This is a genomic window from Nocardia sp. NPDC003963, from assembly GCF_053605105.1.
The window spans coordinates 62518-81976 of sequence record NZ_JBSGIP010000023.1 but is presented as its reverse complement, the minus strand read 5'-3'; the positions used below and the strand labels follow the sequence as shown (position 1 = coordinate 81976).

Genomic DNA, 19459 nt, shown 5'->3' with positions numbered 1-19459 from the left:
GTTCCCTCGGTGAATCTCGATACGGTCGGCCGGGTTCTGGATGGATGTTCTTCCGACCACCGCGTTTTCGTCGGTAACCGGCCGCTTCGATAACGCTCGAACTCCACGGCCGATGTTATGGGTATCCGACGTCGAACGAAGGAGCTCGGTTTGATGCGCAAAGCTGCCGCTGTCCTGTCACTCGTCTTTGCCGCCACGGCGGGCAGTGCCGGTGCTGTCGGCGCCACGCCGGAAAGCCCCGATACTTCCGAATCGTGCCCCGCCGTACCCGCCGAGCGCGTGGACGACGCCGTCGGCCGACTGCCGCAGGCTTTCCCGGATGTGCCGTGGGTAGTGACGGGCAGTGGTTCGTCCGTCGACTGCGCGCTGAACTGGGTGCAGGTCGACCCGGAGGGCGCGACCGGCAGCTCGCCCGGGCATATCCTGCTCTTCGACCACTTCAAATACGGGAGCACAGCTACCGCGGATCCCGAGGCATTCCTCACTGTCGCCGGCAGCGACGCTCCGGGGCAGATCACCATCACGTTCAGGTGGCTGAACCCCGGAGACCCCAACGCGAACCCCACCGGCCGGGCCGATGTGCGCTACCAGCTCTTCCCGCAATCACCGCCCGGACCGATCGATCCGATTCCGCCAGAGGTGACCGGCTGACAACTATTCCGTTGTCTGTGCTCGTCACGTCGCACGATCCGTGTGGGCGGGGGCGGGCGCCCATCGGCGCCGGTCGCTGTACCGAGATCACTGAGTCGTCGTTCTGCGTTTCCGGTGCCGAGAGCGCGGACTTCGGTCACCGTCGACCTGAGGCCGTTCCCCCTTGGGGAACGGCCTTTTCGTCCCACCGGTACGGTCAGCGCCTGCGCGCGAGCATATTTGCGGTGGCCAGTACCGGTGTCGCCAGCCCGATGACGGCCGCTCCGAGCCGAGTGTCGGTCGCGCGCATCCAGCGGACTGTGCGCATCGCCTGGGTGAGGATTTCGCTACCGCGCACCCGCATCTCCGCTTCGAAACCGCTCACGGCGACAGCCAGGGTGCTCGTGCCCGCAGCGACCGCGCGCAGGCCCGTCAGCAGGCTCGCCGCATCGCGTATGGCGGCCCCGGCGCCCATTCCCGCGGTCGGTGGTGTCGCGTGCACCGCATCACCCAGCGCGGTGACAGAACCCGCGGCCCAGGGCGCCAGATCCTGTGCCCGGGTCGACGAAGCATTGAAGCGGAAGGCCGCGATGCTGCCGGGTTCGGCTCGTTCGACGACTTCCAGGGTGGATCGGCGCCAGCCGGCGCGGCCGAAGCGGTCGGACAGCGCACTACGCAGTGCGTCGCCGCGCAGGCCGCGCAGCGAATCGGTCGCGGCCGATTCGGGGAACATGGCGCCCCAGATATAGGTGGGACCCGTCGTGATCGCCTCCCGCCGATCCGTCGCGTGCAGTACCGCGTTGCCCGTCGGGTCCAGGAATCCGGTGTAGAGGGCCGTGGCGCGCGGTCCGACCGCCATTCCCGAGCGGGTCCCGAGCCGTTGCCGCTCGACTGCGCCGAGGTCCTCGGCGGCGGTCCGGCCGGAGAAGCCGACGATACCGGCCGGACCGCTGGTGGGGCCCCCGGCCAGGTGGCGGGCGACCAGGGAATGAGCGCCGTCCGCGCCCACCAGCAGATCGCCGTGGCAGGAGGACTCGTCGGCGAAAACCGCCACCGGTTCGCCCGCCGCGGTGCGGGTGATATCGGTGACCGTCCGGCCCAGGTGGAGATCGGTACCGACCGCGTCGGCCAGGATTGTACGCAGCGTGATGCGGTCGATGTCCACACTCGGACTGTCGTCGAGTAGCGGCCCGTACCCCAGGAGGCGGCCACGCCGGTCCCAGAGCGCGTCCCGGCTCCGCAGGCGCAGTGCCGACGCCGATCTCAACAGCCGTTCGAAAACCTCCGGTGTCACGAGTTCCCGGAGCGCTGCCTGCGCCCGGCCGTCGAGCGTGATGTGGTAGCCGCCGGTCTCGGCGACATCGTGATCGCGGTCGAAGACCGATACGCCGAATCCGTGCCGGCGCAGACCCGCGGCCAGGGCCAGGCCGCCGATTCCGCCTCCGACGATGATGGTGTGCATTGTGTGCTGACTCCCGTAGCCGGTCGGACAATTCCGGGCGCGACAATGCCACCGGTAGTGGACATCGAATGTCCACTACCGTGGACCGGTGGCCGATACATCCCGGCGTGCTCTGCGCCTGCTGTCCTTGCTCGCCACCCGCCGGTGCTGGTCGCTCGGTGAGCTCGCCGTCCGGCTCGAGGTCAGCGAGCGAACGGTCCGGCGGGATATCGAAACGTTGCGCCTGCTCGACTATCCGGTCCTGACAGTGCGCGGCCCGGCGGGCGGGTATCGCCTCGGCGCGAGTCCTACGCTGCCACCGCTGCTGTTCGACGAGGAACAGGCGATGGCGGTCGCGGTGGCCCTGCAGACCGCTCCGAACACGGTGTTCGGCCTCGGCGCGGATACCGCGCGGGCCCTCGAAACCCTGGAACAGGCCATGCCCGCCAGACTGCGTGCGGCCGTGGAAACGTTACGACTCACCAGGTTGCAGAATTACTGGGAGTTCCCGGCGCCACCCATCGATGGGGCGGCATTGCAGATCGCGGGCAGCGCGGTACACCGCCATGAGGTACTCATCGTCGAAACGCTCGGGGCCGACGGCAACCGTCCGGTTCCCGGCACGGCCGGGTTCACTCCGGCTCATCGCTTCGAACCCCATCATCTGGTGGTCTGGGCGGGTCGGTGGTACCTGGTCGGATATCACCGGACCGAGCAGGATTGGCGCGTCCACCGCCTCGACCGTCTCCATCTGCGCGCGCCCACGGGAATCCGGTTCGCGCCGAGGGAACTACCCGGCGGCGATATCGCGCGCTTTGTCATGACCACCCACGACCGCGGGGATACTCCCGCCTCCTGGGAGTGCACCGGAAGCGCGCATCTGGACCTGGCAGCCGAGACGGTCGCGCGCTGGGCACCCGGCGGATCGGTCGTCGAACACCTCGGTCCCGGTCGGTGCCGCCTGATCATCGGCGCGTGGTCCTGGGCCGGTATCGCGGGATTGCTCGCCACCTTCGATGCCGATATCACGGCCGTGGAACCCCCTGAACTGGTCGAAGCCTGCCGTCGGCTCGTGTACCGGTGGCGATCGGTGGCCGGTGATATCGACCCGGCGGATACGTCGGCCGAACACCCCGTCGAACGGCCGGTGGGTACGGAGACCCGCAGTTGATACTCGCGCGGCCCGTCGCCGGGGCCGCACACGCGGGCAGGCGACGACCGAGGACCACGCCGGCCGGATCTTTCGGTGACCGCGCCGCTGGTCGCGGCCGCGCCGGGAGACCCGGCCGGGCCGCGATCGGGGAACCGGCGCGGACCGGTGGATCAGGATTCGCGGGCGGCCTGCAGCAGCGCGTTCGCGAACTTGACCATCTGGGCCGGTCCGCCGTACCAGGCGGTGACTGCCGAGAGGACTGCGGCCCGGGCCTCCCGCGCGGCGCGGGCCACCTCGGCGGCCGATACCTCGCCTGTCTCCGCCTGCCCGGCCAGGACTTCGAGATCATCGCTTGCCGTGAGCAAACGCATGATGAGGTGGATATCTATATCGGCGCCTTCCTCGCTGCGGCTGTGCCGGGATGCGGTGTCGTCCACCGGCGCCGGACGCCGGGCAGCGATCGGCTCCGGCGCCGGGTCCGGAACGGGATCGGAGAGCTCGGGCTCCGTCTGGTCCGGTAGCGCGGACCCGGAGGCCTCGGCCGCCTCGCGCGCCCGCCGTGAGCGCCGTGTCTCCAGGGGCGGGCGCGCATCGGGATCGTCGTCGCGAGTCTCGGAGGTGCTGTCGCTCGTCTCGTCGGGGACGAGAGTCAGGGGCGCGATTTCCGGAGTCTCGGCCGCGGCTTCCGGTGCGTCCGAGCCATCGGAGCCCGAGTGCCGGGCCGGGGCGGGCTCCTGTTCGGATTCCAGTATCCGGGTGAGTATCCGGGCCACCGGTGCCGCCCCGGATTCGTCGTCGGTATCGATACCGTGTGCCGGTTCGGGGTCGAGCAACCGGTCGAGGATCGGCGTGCCGTCACCGGGTGGAGCCAGCCGCGGGGGAGCCACGGTATGCGCACCGGCGTCGTCGGCGGGCGCGGTATCCGGTACCGGGTCCGCGATCCGCAGCGCGGCCGGTTCGTCAGCGCGGGCGACAGGGTGGTCGTCGTCGGTGTTGTACCGGGCCGCGGAGCGCGGCAACCGGCGCGGTGCCGGCAGCTCGTCGGCCGGGCTCTGCGGAGCCTCGGCGGACTCCGGTCCGCTCCCGGTGTCGGTGCGGGCCTCGTGCGCGTTTCCGGACCCGTTGTGCGCCTCCTCGCTCGGCGCCGGGGCGTGCCGGGCCGCCGAACGCGGCAGCCGTCGCGCGGTGATCGGCGCGGGCGCGGGTTCCTCGTCGGTCCCGGGCGCGTTGCGCGTGCGGGAGGCGCGGGTGGGCAGGCCGCGCGACGGGAGTTCGGGCGGGGCGGTGGGATCGCCCGCCGAGGTATCGGATTCGTGCTGCGGACTCGGAATGGCGGGCAGCTCATAGGGGTCGGACAGTCCGACCGCGGCACTTTCCACCGGGTCGGGCAGGTGCTGATCCTCGAACGGATTGAAAGCGTCGGCCGATTCCGCGGATTCGGTCAGATCGATCTTGCGGCGGCGCCCACCGGTTTCCAGCGGGTGCGGGGCCGGTTCCTCGCCGATCGAGCTGAGCCAGCTCGGCAGCGATCCGGTGTCCGCGGACGAGCCGTGGGAGTCGGCAGACCCCTGCGTCTCCGGCTCGGCCGAATAGGAGAAACCGGGGATCTCCGTGGCTCCCGAGGTGGGCAGCTGGGTCGTCGGAGCGGCGAGTGGATCGGGCCGGCCCCCCGACGAGGGGACGGTGGATTCGGTGGAGACCGGCGGTTGTTCGGCCGCATACGGCGAACCGGGTATGGGAATACGCGCCGAGGAGGCGAGTGACGCGGAGTGCCCGGCGGCCTGTCCCGGGATCGTATCCGGTCCGGCACTGCGCCGGGTGGACAGTGCCGCGGTATCGGGGCCGTTCGGGTCGTCGGGAGGTGCGGGATAGGGGGGCGGGTCCGACGGTGCGGTGCTGAAGCGGGAATCCGGTTCCTGTCCACCGGATGTCATGATCCCGACGGCGGACGCATCGCCTGTCACGCCGGGAGTGTTCCAGGCGGCGAACGGATCCAACGCTGCCGATCCGCCGGTGCTGTGCTGGCTCTGCGGGGGAGTGGACGGTGGTGCGGGGGTCCACGTGTAACCGTGATCCGGGATGGAATCGGATCGGTTCGTGGCGCCGTTCGAACCATTCGCCGAATCGAATTCGTTCGATCCGAAGCCGGCGAAGCCCCTCGACTCGGAGTTGTGCTGCGCGCGACCGTACTCCTCCTGGCGGCCGCGACGTCCGTCTCCGAGGCTGGCATTTTCGGCATCCATGGGCCCATTCTTACCCGCCGGGGTGGTCTTCGTTCTAGTGTGCGAAGCCCATGACCGCAGCATCGGCCGCCCCCGGTGATCGAGATTACATCCCGGCGGCGGTGAGCGCGCACGCGGATCCGTATCCGGTGTACCCGGATACGGACCTCTGACGTGCCCGGACGCCGAGATGTGCGGGTATTCGCCGGGATCGGCGCAGCCGGGCGCTGCTCGCGAGCCTCTTGTCGGGTCCCCTCGAAATTTTCCCGCTGGTGTCGATGGCGCAAATGCGCCCTACCGCCGGTCCCGGCCGGCGGGTACTGGTGGGCGGACGATGTCAGTGGTGCGGTGCGGCTCCGTGCATACGACCGGCCACTGCCGGCAGTGCCGCCACGGCGAGTACGACGGTGACGATCCCGACGACCCACGACGTCCACGACGCTCCGTTGTAGCTGGTGTAGTTCATGGCCCACGGTGCGATGAACAGCAGTGCGCCGAACAAGCCCATCCCGTAGTCGGCCGCCGCCATCGCGGGCCGGTACATCTGGGCGAGTCCGGTCAGTGCGATGAGCGCGCCGAGCACGATCATCGTCCACACTGCCCGGTTGTTGGTCGCCACCCAGATCGGAGACAGAGCGGTGAATACGCCGAGCACTACGGCCAGGAAATCCTGGGTCCGGCTTTCTGTGAACATAGTGGCCTCCTGAGACTGGAAACAGGTCCGTTGACAGGGCCTGATCTCGGTATAGCTGTCCCACAGTGACCGGTCGGTATCGCGACGGACACGATTACGCGGCGAAACGATGCGCAGGCGGCGCGCTTCCGCCGCGGCCCCGACGAGATGGGCGTACCTCCGCCTTCGCTCCGGCCGTGCGCGGATTGCGTACCTCCGCCTTCGCTCCGGCCGTGCGCGGATTGCGTACCTCCGCCTTCGCTCCGGCCGTGCGCGGATCGGGGATGGGCTTCGCCCAGTGGCACCAGTTAGGGTGGGCTACATAAATTTCTGTAACCTGTTCCAGGCGCGGCCACCGGGTGCCGCGGGAGGGAGTTCGGTATGTCCGCGCCGATCGTGATCGCCGGTGCCGGCCTGGCCGGGTTGCGCACCGCCGAGGAGTTGCGCCGCGCGGGGTACGAGGGCGAACTGGTGCTGCTCGGGGACGAGCCGCACGCGCCCTACGATCGCCCCCCACTGTCCAAGCAGTTCGTCCGTGGCGAAACCACCGCGACGCCGCTGCGGCCGGACGAGTTCTACGACGAGAAGAAGATCGATCTGCGCCTGGGTACGGCCGCGGTCGGCGTGGACACCGCGGCCAAACAGGTACGGCTCGCCGACGGATCGGTGGTGGACTACGAGCATCTGGTCATCGCCACCGGCCTGCGGCCCCGGCTGCTGCCCGGCACCGACGAGGTCGGCGGGGTCCATGTCCTGCGCAGTCACGACGATGCCGTCGCCATCCGGGACGGGCTGCGCGATACCGCCGCGGCCCTGGTGATCGGTGCCGGTTTCATCGGTTGTGAACTGGCTGCCAGTATGCGGGCGGAGAACGTGCCGGTGGTACTGGTGGAACCGCAGCCCGCGCCGCTGGCCGGGGTGCTCGGTGCGGAGCTGGGCGAACTCGTGGCCAGGTTGCATCGGGCCGAAGGGGTGGATCTGCGCTGCGGGGTCGGCGTCGACGAACTGCTGGCCGATCCGGCGGGCCGGGTGCGCGGTGCCCGGCTGGCCGACGGGTCCGAGGTGACCGCGGATCTGGTGGTGTCCGGGATCGGCTCGCGGCCGGTGACCGACTGGCTGACCGGATCCGGTATCGAACTGGCCGAACCGGCGGCCGGTGGCGGAGTCTTCGCCGACGAGGCGGGGCGGACCAGCGCACCCGGTGTCTGGGCGGTCGGCGATGTGGCGGCCTGGCGTACCCCCACCGGTGAACACCGCCGGATCGAGCACTGGACCAATGCCGGTGAACAGGCCAAACTGCTGACCTGCGCGCTGCTGGGGGTGGAAGCGCCGAGTACCGCGCAGGTCCCGTACTTCTGGAGCGACCAGTACGACCTGAAACTCCAGGCACTGGGGACTCCGCGCGCCACCGACGATATCCGGATCCTCGCCGACGACGGTCGTAAGTTCCTCGCGTACTACTTCCGTGACGGCCGGCTCGCCGGCGTGGTCGGGGCCGGGATGACCGGTCAGGTGATGAAGATGCGCGCGAAGATCGCCGCGGCCGCCCCGGTGGAGGAATTGCTCGGCGCGACTCAATAACCTGTCGGTGTGATCGTCGCGCTCATCGATTCCGGTTTCGGGCTGCTGCCCACCGCGGCGTGGCTGCGCAAGCTGCGTCCTGATGTGGATCTGCTGCTGCAACTGGATCCCGAAGGGGCGCCGTGGGGCCCCAAACCGCAGGACTGGGTGGTCGAACGGGTGGTTTCGGCCGGTCGCGTCGCGCGCGATCTGGGCGCCGAGGTGGTCGTGCTGCCGTGTAACACCGCCAGTGTGACCGCACTGGACCACGTCCGCGCCGATCTGGGTGCCGGGGTGCCGGTGGTGGGTACGGTTCCCGCGATCAAACCGGCGGCCGCGGCCTGCCGTTCGGTGGCCGTATGGGCGACCGCGGCGACCACGGCGAGTCCGTACCAGGCGGATCTGATCGCGCGGTTCGGTGGGGAGGCGAAGGTGACCGGGGTGGCCTGTCACGGGCTCGCGGAAGCGGTCGACCGCGGGGATATGGCCGGGGTGCGCGCCGCGGTGGCGGACGCGGCGTCGCGTACGCCCGCCGATGTCGAGGGCGTGGTGCTCGGCTGCACCCACTATCCGCTGATCGTGGACACCATCGTCGCCGCGCTGCCCGACGGTGTCCGCTTGTTCGACAGCGCGCAGGCCGTCGCCGCGCAGACGGTGCGGCGGATGGAAGCGCTCGGGGGGCCGGTGATCGGTGACGGGACGGTACAGGTGTATCTGAGCGGCCGTCCGGGGGTACTGCCGCCCGGCGCCGCCGCGTACGAGCCCGGACGCGTACTGGGTGCGGGATAGCAGCCGATCAGTCGATTCCGAAGGCGCCGGCGATGGTGTCGGCGACCGCGGTGACGATACTGCGGACCACGGGTTGCCGCACGATCCAGGTCTGCATGGTGATCGGTGGATCGACCAGCCGCCGCCACTCCCAGCCGGGCAGCAACCGTCCCGCGGTGGTGCGGCTCAGGATCGCCGCGCTCGCCCCGGTGGCGCGCAGGCAGGCCCGCGCGTTCTCGGTGTAGTTGGCGAAATGCCACCGTGGCGCGATACCCGCTTCGTGGGCCGCAGAGACGAGCCGGTCGTGCCCGATCGGGACCTGGTCACGGGCATGGGCGAGCACATCCATACCGTCGAGGGCGCGCAGCGGGCAGGTGGTGCCGCTGAACCCGGCATCCAGCCGCGGATCGACGACCAGGCCGAAGGGCTCTTCCAGAACGCGATGGCGGACGAGGTCCCCGGTGGGCGGCTCATGCACGAACGCTATGTCCAGGCGGCCCGCGCGCAGCTGCTGGAGCTGGACCGTGCTGATCGCGTCGGTCAGCGAAAGGTATGCCTGCGGTACGGCGGCGCGGACGGTGTCGATCAGTTGCTCGAGCCAGGTGGGTGGTAGACCCGGTGCCAGTCCGATCTGCACGATCTCGCGTACCGGGCCCGCATCGCGGGCGGCGTCCTTCGCCGTGTCGGCATAGCGGAGGATGGTGAGAACATGCTGGTAGAGGGCTGTTCCGGCCGGAGTGGGTACAATACCGGCCGGTACCCGTTCGAAGAGCGGTACACCGCATTCGCGTTCCAGTTGCTGGATCTGGCGTGTCAGGGCCGGTTGCGAGATCAGCAGCGCCTTCGCCGCCGAGGACAGTGAACCGCGATCGAAGACTTCGACGAAATACCGTAGCTGCCGTAGCTCCACTGTTGCTCCCATTTCACATACCGATCGGTATGCCATAACTTCAGGACATACCCGGGCCATCCAAGTGGCATTGGATCACGAGCCGCTCGCGCGGTTGCATTGTGGTGGGCACCACAGCCGCCGCGCGTTCCGTGGGCGCCGGTGCCCCGGTTTCGCTCGAAAGGACCTCCGGTGACCGTGCTCTCCTCCGCAACACCCGATACCCGATATCGCTGGGTGGTGCTGACCCTCTGCTGGGCCGCCTTCACGATGACCTCGGTCGACCGCGCCACCTGGGGCCCGGCGGCGGGTTCGGTCGGCGACGACCTCGGGGTGGCGGTCGCCGGCCTCGGGGTCTTCGCCACCACCTATTACATCGGGTACGTCGTCTCCAACGCGATCGGCGGTTTCATCGCCGACTGGATCGGTGCCCGGCTGACCGTCGGCGCGAGCATCCTGCTCTCCGGCTGTTTCATGCTCGCGTTCGGCGAAGCCGACAGCCATGCGATGGGACTGCTCTTCCAGGCGTGTATCGGCCTGTGTGCGGGCGCCGAGGTCGGTGGCGGCGTCAAACTCATCACCAGCTGGTTCGTCCCGCAGCGGCGTGGATTCGCGATGGGTGTCTTCATGACCGCGACCTCCCTCGGTCTGGTCGTCGCGAATGCCGTGGTCCCCAGGTTGATCGAATCGCACAGCTGGCGCAGCTCCTACCACCTGTTCGGGTTCATCTCGATCGCCGTCGGCGTGCTCTGCCTGATCCTGCTGCGCCCCGGCCCGCTGGTGGCCCGCGCCGCATCCGGCGGCTCCCCGAACCTGCGACCGCTCCTGGGCAACCGCGGCCTGCTGCTGCTCGCGCTCGCCGGATTCGGAGCGTTGTGGGGCACCTACGGGTTCATCACCTGGTCGAACCTGTTGATGGTCAAAGGAGTCGGTATCGATCCGGTCCGGGCCGGGACCGTCGTGGTCATCTTCGGCGCTGTCGCGGTCTTCTCCAAACCGCTCGTCGGCCTGCTGGGCGACGCACTCGGGCTGAGCCGCCGCCGGCTGACGATCGCGATCCTGGTGGCCTTCGCGACCTGCCTGATCGTTTTCAGTTTCGCGAATACCACTACCCAGTTCCTCTGGATCGCTCCGTTCCTCGGCATCACCGCCTACATCTACAGCCCGGTGATGATGGCGATGATCCCCACGCTGTCGGGCGCGGATCTCGCCGGGACGGCCACTGGCGGTGTGAACGCCTTCTGGCAGCTCGGCAGCACCATCGTGCCGGCCGTCGTCGGGCTGGTCTTCAGCACCAGTGGCTCGTTCCAGCTGGTCTTCCTCGTGCTCGCCGCCGGGCCGTGCCTGGCGATCGTCCCGATGTTCTTCATCCGCGACGCCGACAACCGTGAATCCGTATCCGCCGCCCGGCGCGACGGCGCTCCGGCGCTCCTCGCCACCGATGGAAAGGTCTGATCTTCGTATGACCCCGAGCAGTACGCACTACGACGTCATCGTCGCGGGCGGTGGTTCGGCCGGTATCGCGGCGGCGGTCGGTGCCGCCCGCACCGGCGCCCGCACCCTGCTGATCGAACGCGGTCCGTGCCTGGGCGGCGCGGCGACGCTGCGCAATGTTGTCACCTACTGCGGGCTGTACACCCGCGATGAGCAGGAGCAGGTCGTTTTCGGTATCGCCGAGGAGGTGGTCTCCGGGCTGAGGAGCCGCGGCGCGGTCAGTGAGCCGCGCAGATTCAACGCGGTCACCGTGGTCTTCGACCCGGAGAACGTGAAGGTCGTCCTCGACGAGCTCTGCCGGGAGGCGGGAGTCGATATCCGCCTGCACAGCCTGCTGATCGGCGCCCACACCGCCGGTACCAGCATCACCGCCGTCGAGGTCGCCGATCACGAAGGGGTGCATCGGTTCACGGCCGAGGCGTTCGTCGACGCGACCGGCGATGCCGATCTGGCGCACCGCGCGGGAGCCGAAATCCGCTACGGCACCGACGGGTGGGTACAGAACGGCAGCCTCGGTGTGCGCTTCGGCGGTATCGCACCCGAGGCCGAGGTCACCGTGCACACCGTCGGGGAGGCTGTGCGCGCGGCCAAAGCCGCGGGGGTGGCGGGGCTGCTCGCCGAATCCGGGCTGGTGGCCCGGATGCCGGTCTCCGGCGATGTCATCATGTACCTGGTGGACGAGGGGTACGACGCCCGTTCCGCGGCCGACACCACCCGGGCCGAGATCGGTGCGCGCCGGCAGGCCCAGGCCTACCTCCCGGTGGTGCGGACGATTCCCGGTGCCGAAGACGCTTATATCGTCACCACCGGACCCGAACTCGGTACCCGCGAATCCCGTCATATCGTCACGCGGTACCGCCTGCACGAGACGGATATCCTCCGCCCGGAGAGCGCCGAGAGCGCGGTTGCGATCGGGGCCTGGCCGATGGAGTACCACCCGGGCCCGGGGATCCCGTCCACCTGGAAGTTCATCGGAGACCCCGGCTTCTACCCGATTCCGCTCGACTGCCTGCGCAGTGACGGTACGGACAATCTCTACGCGGCCGGGCGCACCCTCGACGGCGACCGGCAGGCGGGTGCGTCACTGCGCGTGATGGGAACCGCGTTCGCCACCGGCCACGCGGCCGGGGTGGCCGCGGCGCAGCAGGCCCGCACCGGCACGGTCACCACGGCGAGCGTGCGCGCGGAACTGCAACGTCAGGGAGCCCGCCTACCCGAGCCCGTGCCCGTCTGAGCGATGGCCGCCGGGTCCCTCGAACGGGGATTCCGGGAGGGTCGAGGTGTTGTCCGCCGGGGGCGCCTCGACCCGCTGCCGGGTGCGGGACCGGAACGTCAGAACTGGATACGCAGGTGGTCGGTGACCGGCCGGGCCTGGCAGCCCAGGATGTAGCCGTTCTCGATATCCTCGGGGTCCAGGATCTCGGCGTTCTCCATCTCGACCTTGCCCTCGAGCACGGTGCAGGCACAGGAGCCGCATTCGCCCTCCTGACAGGAGTAGGGCACATCGAGGCCCTTGTCCAGCATGATGTCGACCAGCGTCTGTTTCCGCGGCCAGCTCAGGTTGTGCGTCTCACCGTCGAGTTCGACCTCCACGGTGGCCGCGTCCGCGGCTTCCTCGTCGGAGATCTCGACCGGGGCGGTATCGGCGAACGGATCACCGGCCAGCGAGTTGAAGACCTCGGCGTGGGTGCGGTTGCGCGGTACGCCCAACTGGGTGAGTGCGTCGTGCACGCCGTCCATGAACGGTTTCGGGCCGCACATGAACGCCGCGTACGCGGTGTAGGGCCGCAGCAGTTCGCTCAGCGCGGCCACGGTCGGCAGACCCTGCAGCGTCTCCAGCCAGTGCACCACCACCAGCCGCTGCGGGTTCTTCTCGGCCAGTTCGCGCAGTTCGGGCGCGAAGATGACGGATTCGGCGTCGCGGTTGGCGTAGAACAGCACGATATTGCCGCTGCCCCGGTCCAGGGCGGATTTGAGGATCGACATCACCGGGGTGATACCACTGCCCGCCGCGCACAGCAGCAGGTCCTCGTCGAGATTCTTCGGGGTGAACACCCCGGACGGCGGCAGGACCTCGAGCTGATCGCCCGGTTTGATGTTGTCGCAGAGCCAGTTGGAGCCGTAGCCGTCCCTGGTCCGTTTCACCGTGACCTTGGGCAGATCGTCGGTGAAGGGCGAACTCGCCAGCGAATAGCAGCGCGCCACCGAGCCGGTGCGATCGCTGGGGATACGCAGGGTGAGGAACTGGCCGGGCTGGTACGCGAACTTCTCCCGCGCCTGCTCGGGGACCTCGAAGACCAGCGAGCTCGCGTCGGTGGTTTCCGCGATGACCTGGGCGACCCGCAATACGACGGATCGCGAGCCATGGGGCACTTCGACGGTGGTCATCTCGTCCTCTCGACACTGGTAGCCGGTGGCATCCGAGCCTACGGCAAAACTAGAACGTGTTCCAATTTTACCCTATGCCGGCCGATTGTTGGCGGACGAGCTGTCCCTCCAGGCCGGAGACCAGTACGCCCACGCCGAAATCGTAGGAATACTTACCGCGCAGATCGGGCAGGTATTCCATTGCGCGGGCCACTCGTTCCGGCATCACCACATCGGGCGGGGTGTCGAGGTTGCGCGGATTCACCCGGCGGCGGCCGAACAGATAGGTGTGAATCGTGGCGTAACCGGCCAGGACATTGCGATCGTCGAACCCGGCCTCGTACAGGATCTCCATGATTCCGGCGATCAGATCGAGCTGTTTACCGAGCATCTGCTCGATGAGTACATCCCCCAGCCCGGGGTGCCGGCGCAGCCGTTCGTCGATCTGGGCCAGCAGATCGACCAGTCGATCCTGCCAGGGACCCGATTCGGGCGGTGGTTTGCGCACCCCGGTCAGCGCCGCGCTCGCCACCAGGTCCAACAGCTCCCGCTTATCGGCGACGTAGTAGTACGGCGCCATCGGAGAGACGCCGAGTTCGCGCGAGAGCCGCCGCATGGACAGCTTCTCCACTCCGTCGGCCCGGACGACACGGAGTGCCGCCTCGACGATCTCTGTCTCCGAGAGGGTGCTGCCGTTACCGCCCCCGCCCCCACTCGCCTGCATCCGCACGACTCCCATTGCCACCTCTGCACGTCGAGCGGCATCCGCCCGTCACGTTCTGTTCAGCTGCTTTGCCCCCGCAGTCTATGGCCACACCCGACAGCGTTGTGACCGGATCTGGGCATATGGACGCGCACGGCCGCAGCGAAGGCGGAGGTACGCCGAGGTGCGTCTTCAGGTGGGTGTGTGTTCGGACTGTGGGCTTGTGGACGCGTACGGCCGCAGCGATGGCGGAGGTACGCATTCGCGTGAAACTGTTCCATTTTGTCAGTGGATGACGTTATGGTGTGACGGCGGTCGCAGCGTGCGGCCGCGGCGCCGGCACTGTGCCAGGGCTCACCGGCGGTATCCACAGCGGTGCCGCCGCAGCGGCCCGCCCAGGGCATCGGACCGGCGCAGGCACCAATCTGTGGAGGCAGCCATGGCCGACAACCGTTCTTTCGGACAGACCGAAACCGATCACCGCGGCCCGATCGGAACCGTCGATACCCACGCCGCCGAAGAGGCGCCCGTGATCGAGGAATCCCTGATCGAAGAGGTGTCCATCGACGGTATGTGCGGCGTCTACTGATCGGCGGGAGCCAACCATGCTCGATCTGGAAACGCGCTGGCAGCTGCATCCCCGAGTGGCGCTGCGCCCGGAACCCTTCGGCGCGCTGCTCTACCACTTCGGGACCCGCAAACTGTCCTTCCTGAAGAATCCGCGGATCGTCGAGATCGTGCGCTCCCTGCCCGGGCACACCTCGGCCCGCGCGGCCATCCGGGCCGCCGGGATCGAGGACTCGGCCGCCGATCCGTACGTCCGGGCGCTGGGGGATCTGGCCGATTCGCAGATGATCCAGCACGCGCCGGAGACGGCCGTGCTCGGCGAACCCGCACCCTTCACCGGGGTGGGCCCGGCCGATCCGGCGGTACGGCTGGTGGACCGTTTCGAATCGGGACTGGCGGCTCCGATCTGCCTCACCTGGGAACTCACCTACGCGTGCAATCTCTCGTGCGTGCACTGCCTGTCCTCGTCGGGCCGGCGTGACCCGGGGGAACTCAGCACCGAACAGTGCAAAGCCCTGATCGACGAATTCCAGCGGATGCAGGTGTTCTACGTGAACATCGGTGGTGGCGAACCCACCGTGCGCCCGGATTTCTGGGAACTCGTCGATTACGCGACTTCGCATCAGGTCGGAGTGAAATTCTCCACCAACGGGGTTCGGATCACTCCCGAAGTCGCGCAACGGCTCGCCGCCAGCGATTATGTCGACGTACAGATCTCGCTGGACGGTGCCGACGCCGAGGTGAACGACGCGGTGCGCGGAGCGGGTAGCTACGACACGGCGATCCGGGCGCTGGAGAATCTCGCGAACGCCGGTTTCCGGGACGCGAAATTGTCTGTGGTGGCGACCCGGCACAATATCGATCAGCTCGACCAGTTCAAGGAGATCGCCGATCGGTACGGCGCCACCCTGCGGCTCACCCGGCTCCGGCCGTCGGGTCGCGGTGCCGACGTATGGGACGAGTTGCATCCGCTCCCGGAACAGCAGCGCACGCTCTACGAGTGGCTGGTCCGCAACGGGGACGGGGTGCTCACCGGAGATTCGTTCTTCCATCTCTCCGCCTACGGTCAGGCCCTGCCGGGACTGAACATGTGCGGGGCGGGCCGGGTGGTGTGCCTGGTGGATCCGCTCGGTGACGTCTACGCCTGCCCGTTCGCGATCCACGAGAAATTCCATGCCGGGAATGTGGTCACCGACGGCGGTTTCGCCACGGTCTGGCGCGAATCGGCGCTGTTCGAGGAGTTGCGGGAGCCCAGCGGTGGCGGAGCCTGCGCTTCGTGCGCCCATTACGACTCCTGCCGCGGCGGGTGTATGGCGGCGAAGTTCTTCACCGGACTGCCCGCCGACGGGCCCGATCCGGAGTGCGTGCAGGGTTACGGGGAAGCGGCGCTGGCCGCCACCGGGCGGGTCATCCCGCGTCCGGCGGTGGACCATTCCCGCAAGAGCACCCCTCGCAAGTCGCGTTCGGGCGGCCCGGTTCCGCTGACACTGCTGCCCCCGGCGCGGCGTCCGGCGCGCGCGTGTGACGAGAGTCCGCTCGTGTGAGGATCATCCGGGAGACCGCTCGGAGCGCCGGTAGCCAGACCGTTGCTCCGGGCGGTTTTTCATACCCGCGCAACGGTATCGGTGATCTATTTCATGTCCGCGCTCCCGGTGGTCCCGGCAAATTCTTCGGATCGAAACACTTTTTCCCGGACTGCTGATGTCTCGTATCGAATCGGCAGTTACCATCCGTGGAATGCGCAATGATCGCCTGCCCGACGGATTCGGGGTGCGGATCGACCCACGGGTACGCGCATACTCGGGGGGTCGAATCCTGATCGGAGGTTCACCTGCCCGGTTGCTGCGTCTGGCTCCCGAGGCCGCCGAAATGATCGGCGACGGCTATCTCGAGGTGAACGGACCGCAATCGGCGGTGGTTGCCAGACGGCTACTGGATTCCGGGGTGGCCAATCCGCGGCCGCGGTTGTTGCCGTCGCCGGAGGACGTGACGATCATCGTCCCGCTGCACAACAACCCGGTCGGCCTGGATCGGTTACTGGCCGCGCTGCGCGGGCATACGGTGATCGTCGTCGACGACGGATCCGACGAAGAGGTCCGGATCGCCGACGAGCACACCGATCGCTGCCGGGTGAAAGTGTTGCGCCACGAGCGCAGCCGCGGCCCGGCGGCGGCCCGTAATACCGGACTGCGTGCCGCGACAACCCAGTTCGTGGCCTTCCTCGATTCCGATGTGGTGCCGCGCAGCGGCTGGCTCGAAGTGATGCTCGGCCATTTCAGCGATCCCCAGGTCGCGCTGGTCGCGCCGCGGATCGTGGCGCTGGACCCGGAATCCAATACGCTGGCCCGCTACGAGCACACCCGATCCTCGCTGGACCTGGGCCGCCGTGAATCGGCGGTGCAATCGCGCGGGGTCGTCTCGTATGTCCCCAGCGCGGCTCTGCTGGTGCGCCGCTCGGTTCTGGAAGCCGAAGGTGGATTCGACGAAACCATGCAGGTCGCCGAGGATGTGGACCTGTGCTGGCGCCTCGAACAATCCGGTTGGCGGGCACGTTACGAACCGGCCGCCCATGTGGCCCACGACCATCGGGTCTCGTTCCGGGACTGGTTCCGGCGTAAACAGTTCTACGGAACGGGTGCGGCTCCGCTCAGTGAGCGGCACGCGGGTATGGTGTCGCCGCTGCAGGTCCCGAAATGGACGGTGGCGGCGGTGCTGCTGCTCGCGACCCGTACCCGGTGGGGTGCGCTCGGCGCGGGGCTCACCCTGCTGCTACCGCTGCGCCGGTTGCGGCGCGCGTTCGCCGGTGTCGACAACCCGACCGGTGTCGCGGCGATCTATGTGGCGCGTGGATTCTTCGCCGGTTTGTGGCGTATCGCCTCGGCCATGTGCCGCCACTACTGGCCGATAACCCTGGCCGCCATGTTGTTCTCCCGCCGGATCCGGCAGATAGCGCTGGCGCTGGCGGTGGCCGAGGGCGCGGTCGACTGGTACACCCATCGGGAACCGGGCGGTCTGGATCCGCTGCGGTATATCGCGTTCCGGCGGGTCGACGATATCGGCTACGGCACCGGTCTGTGGCTGGGCGCGTTCCGGGCCGGGAGCCTCGCGGCCCTGAAACCGACCGCCCCGCCCCGGTAGCCCGAGCGGTTATCCATGGTGGACACGCTGATCATCGGTGCCGGGACGGCCGGATGCGTCCTGGCCGCCCGGCTCAGCGAGGATCCCCGGCACACCGTACGGGTCGTCGAGGCGGGCAGTCACTGGGCGCGCTCCGATGATTTCCCGCCGGAACTGGCCGACAGCGCGGACCTGCCGCTGGGCGACCGGGCGTCCTGGTTGTGGCGGTACTCCGTGGCGCTCACATCGGACCGGCCGGGCACCATCGTGCGCGGGCGCGGTATCGGCGGTTCCGGATCGGTGAACGGCTCCTATTTCATCCGGGCCGCCGCCCGGGATTTCGCCGCATGGAGCCGGGAGACCGGTAGCCGGTCGTGGGATTTCGAGTCGGCGCTGCCCTACTTCCGCGCACTGGAGAACGATCACGACTTCGGGGACCATCCCGGGCACGGTCGCGCCGGGCCGGTTCCGGTACGCCGGACCACGCGGCCCACCCCGTTGGTGCAGGAGTTCGGCACGGCCTGCCGGGACCTCGGGTTCGGTGAGGTGGCCGACTGGAACGCACTGCCCGGCGGTCCGGAATCGGGTGTGGGTCCGGTCCCCTGCACAGTCGGGCACCCCGACGCGTCCGGACGGCGGCACCGGATAGGGCCCGCGCATTCCTATCTGCTGCCCGCGCTGGCCCGACCCAACCTCACCGTGCGCGGGGAGACGGTGGTGACCCGGCTGTGCTTCCAGGGCACCCGGGTGGTGGGCGTCGACTGTCGCACCGATGGGAAGCCGGAGACCATCCGAGCCGACCGGGTGGTGCTGTGCGCGGGTGCGATCGAATCGGCGGCGCTGCTGCTGCGTTCCGGTATCGGGCCGGTCGCGCAGTCGGCGGCACTGGATATCCCGGTGGTCGCCGAAGCGCCCGTCGGCCGCTGGTTCACCGATCATCCGGAGATCGGGATCGACTATCGGCATCCGGCACCCGATGGCCGTTCCGTACCGCTGGAATACGTCCTGGAATTCGACGATATCGAGATCCGGCCCTACACGATCGCGTTCACCCCGGGCGCGTACCGGATGGGCGTGGCGCTGATGCGGCCCACCAGCGCCGGCAGTATCCGGCTGACCACCGCCGATCCGCGCACCGCTCCACGGATCGAACACGGTTATCTCGAAACGGACAGCGACCGGGTCCGGTTGCACGGTGCGGTGGAACTGGCCGGGCAGATCCTCGAGAGCATGGATGCCGAACCGGTCGGGGGTACCGGCCCGGTCTCGGACCGGTGGCTGCTGGATCGGCTCGGCACCTCGCAACATCTCGCGGGGACCTGCCGGATGGGGCGCGCCGACGATCCGCGAGCGGTGGTAGACGAGCGGTTCCGGGTGCACGGTGTGGAGGGGTTGTCGGTCGTGGACCTCTCGGTGGTCCCGGTTCCGCTGAGCCGGGGTCCGCAGGCGACGGTCGTGTTGCTGGCGGAACGGGCCGTCACCGAACTGCGCTGAATTCATACCGGAAATACCGGTGGTGCCGGTGCCGCTGCGCCGGAACAATATTCGATACATGGAGCATTCTATGTGCGCTAATCAGTGGCGAACCGCTCGTGATTGGATACCCGATACTGTGCGGTGCCTGGTATTTCCCCACTGGCGCGCCCTCGGTGGGTGCGGTACTTTCCACCGGTGCGATTCGCCGCGAGCCTGTCCGGCCGCTCGTAACGGACCGTCCGGATACCGCCATCCGCCCGTTTGCGAATTGCCGGCACCGAGGTATAGCCGTCTGCTATCGGCTTGCCCCAACCGCCTGCGCCGGGACAACCGGTGTGGTAGGTGAGCTGTATCGGTCGGGGATACAGCTCACCGGGGTCGGCGGGACGAAATATCAAG

Annotated in this window: 16 protein-coding genes; 10 read left to right on the top strand and 6 right to left on the bottom strand. The window is 68.6% G+C overall.

The genetic code is table 11. The annotated features are described in order from the left end of the window. Nucleotides 1–153: 153 nt before the first annotated feature. Entirely contained in the window at nucleotides 154–651 is a 498-nt protein-coding gene (locus tag ACWEWT_RS26770; RefSeq protein ID WP_452562993.1) for an LppP/LprE family lipoprotein, read from the top strand. Between the two features lie 196 nt (nucleotides 652–847). On the opposite strand, the gene ACWEWT_RS26765 is transcribed toward ACWEWT_RS26770, so the two are convergent. Next, nucleotides 848–2092, bottom strand: coding sequence for an FAD-dependent oxidoreductase (locus tag ACWEWT_RS26765; protein ID WP_452562972.1), 1245 nt, complete (start codon nucleotides 2090–2092; stop codon nucleotides 848–850). Between the two features lie 88 nt (nucleotides 2093–2180). Between ACWEWT_RS26765 and ACWEWT_RS26760 the strand changes: the two genes are divergently transcribed. Continuing rightward, on the top strand, nucleotides 2181–3242 hold the full coding sequence (locus tag ACWEWT_RS26760; protein WP_452562971.1) for a helix-turn-helix transcriptional regulator: 1062 nt from the start codon (nucleotides 2181–2183) through the stop codon (nucleotides 3240–3242). A 152-nt stretch (nucleotides 3243–3394) separates the two neighbouring features. On the opposite strand, the gene ACWEWT_RS26755 is transcribed toward ACWEWT_RS26760, so the two are convergent. Next, nucleotides 3395–5188, bottom strand: coding sequence for a hypothetical protein (locus ACWEWT_RS26755; protein ID WP_452562969.1), 1794 nt, complete (start codon nucleotides 5186–5188; stop codon nucleotides 3395–3397). Nucleotides 5189–5783: 595 nt separating this feature from the next. Further along, nucleotides 5784–6140: an SPW repeat domain-containing protein gene (locus tag ACWEWT_RS26750; protein ID WP_452562968.1), complete on the bottom strand. Its 357-nt coding sequence runs from the start codon at nucleotides 6138–6140 to the stop codon at nucleotides 5784–5786. Nucleotides 6141–6500: 360 nt separating this feature from the next. Between ACWEWT_RS26750 and ACWEWT_RS26745 the strand changes: the two genes are divergently transcribed. After that, nucleotides 6501–7700 (top strand): NAD(P)/FAD-dependent oxidoreductase, encoded by a 1200-nt coding sequence (locus ACWEWT_RS26745; protein ID WP_452562967.1) that lies wholly within the window; start codon nucleotides 6501–6503, stop codon nucleotides 7698–7700. Between the two features lie 9 nt (nucleotides 7701–7709). Then, nucleotides 7710–8468: a glutamate racemase gene (locus ACWEWT_RS26740; RefSeq protein WP_452562965.1), complete on the top strand. Its 759-nt coding sequence runs from the start codon at nucleotides 7710–7712 to the stop codon at nucleotides 8466–8468. Between the two features lie 7 nt (nucleotides 8469–8475). Here ACWEWT_RS26740 and ACWEWT_RS26735 read toward each other — a convergent pair whose 3' ends face one another. After that, the gene (locus tag ACWEWT_RS26735; protein WP_452562964.1) at nucleotides 8476–9369 is read right to left on the bottom strand and encodes a LysR family transcriptional regulator; all 894 of its coding nucleotides are present in this window, start codon (nucleotides 9367–9369) and stop codon (nucleotides 8476–8478) included. Between the two features lie 159 nt (nucleotides 9370–9528). On the opposite strand from ACWEWT_RS26735, the gene ACWEWT_RS26730 reads away from it, so the two are divergent. Further along, complete coding sequence (locus ACWEWT_RS26730) at nucleotides 9529–10791, top strand: MFS transporter (RefSeq protein ID WP_452562963.1); 1263 nt, start codon at nucleotides 9529–9531, stop codon at nucleotides 10789–10791. A 7-nt stretch (nucleotides 10792–10798) separates the two neighbouring features. Continuing rightward, nucleotides 10799–12064: an FAD-dependent oxidoreductase gene (locus tag ACWEWT_RS26725; protein ID WP_452562962.1), complete on the top strand. Its 1266-nt coding sequence runs from the start codon at nucleotides 10799–10801 to the stop codon at nucleotides 12062–12064. A 98-nt stretch (nucleotides 12065–12162) separates the two neighbouring features. Here the strand turns inward: ACWEWT_RS26725 and ACWEWT_RS26720 are convergent, their stop codons facing one another. Next, nucleotides 12163–13218, bottom strand: a complete 1056-nt coding sequence (locus ACWEWT_RS26720; RefSeq protein ID WP_452562961.1) for a 2Fe-2S iron-sulfur cluster-binding protein — start codon at nucleotides 13216–13218, stop codon at nucleotides 12163–12165. Nucleotides 13219–13285: 67 nt separating this feature from the next. Next, nucleotides 13286–13936: a mycofactocin system transcriptional regulator MftR2 gene (gene mftR2, locus ACWEWT_RS26715; protein WP_452562960.1), complete on the bottom strand. Its 651-nt coding sequence runs from the start codon at nucleotides 13934–13936 to the stop codon at nucleotides 13286–13288. 454 nt (nucleotides 13937–14390) lie between these two features. On the opposite strand from mftR2, the gene mftA reads away from it, so the two are divergent. From mftA to mftG, 4 genes are all read left to right on the top strand, one after another. Next, nucleotides 14391–14489 (top strand): mycofactocin precursor MftA, encoded by a 99-nt coding sequence (gene mftA, locus ACWEWT_RS26710; protein WP_327152569.1) that lies wholly within the window; start codon nucleotides 14391–14393, stop codon nucleotides 14487–14489. 16 nt (nucleotides 14490–14505) lie between these two features. Continuing rightward, nucleotides 14506–16011 (top strand): mycofactocin radical SAM maturase, encoded by a 1506-nt coding sequence (mftC, locus tag ACWEWT_RS26705; RefSeq protein ID WP_452562958.1) that lies wholly within the window; start codon nucleotides 14506–14508, stop codon nucleotides 16009–16011. Nucleotides 16012–16204: 193 nt separating this feature from the next. Further along, nucleotides 16205–17605, top strand: a complete 1401-nt coding sequence (mftF, locus tag ACWEWT_RS26700; RefSeq protein ID WP_452562957.1) for a mycofactocin biosynthesis glycosyltransferase MftF — start codon at nucleotides 16205–16207, stop codon at nucleotides 17603–17605. Nucleotides 17606–17620: 15 nt separating this feature from the next. Beyond that, the gene (gene mftG / locus ACWEWT_RS26695; protein ID WP_452562955.1) at nucleotides 17621–19078 is read left to right on the top strand and encodes a mycofactocin dehydrogenase MftG; all 1458 of its coding nucleotides are present in this window, start codon (nucleotides 17621–17623) and stop codon (nucleotides 19076–19078) included. The last annotated feature ends 381 nt before the right edge of the window (nucleotides 19079–19459 follow it).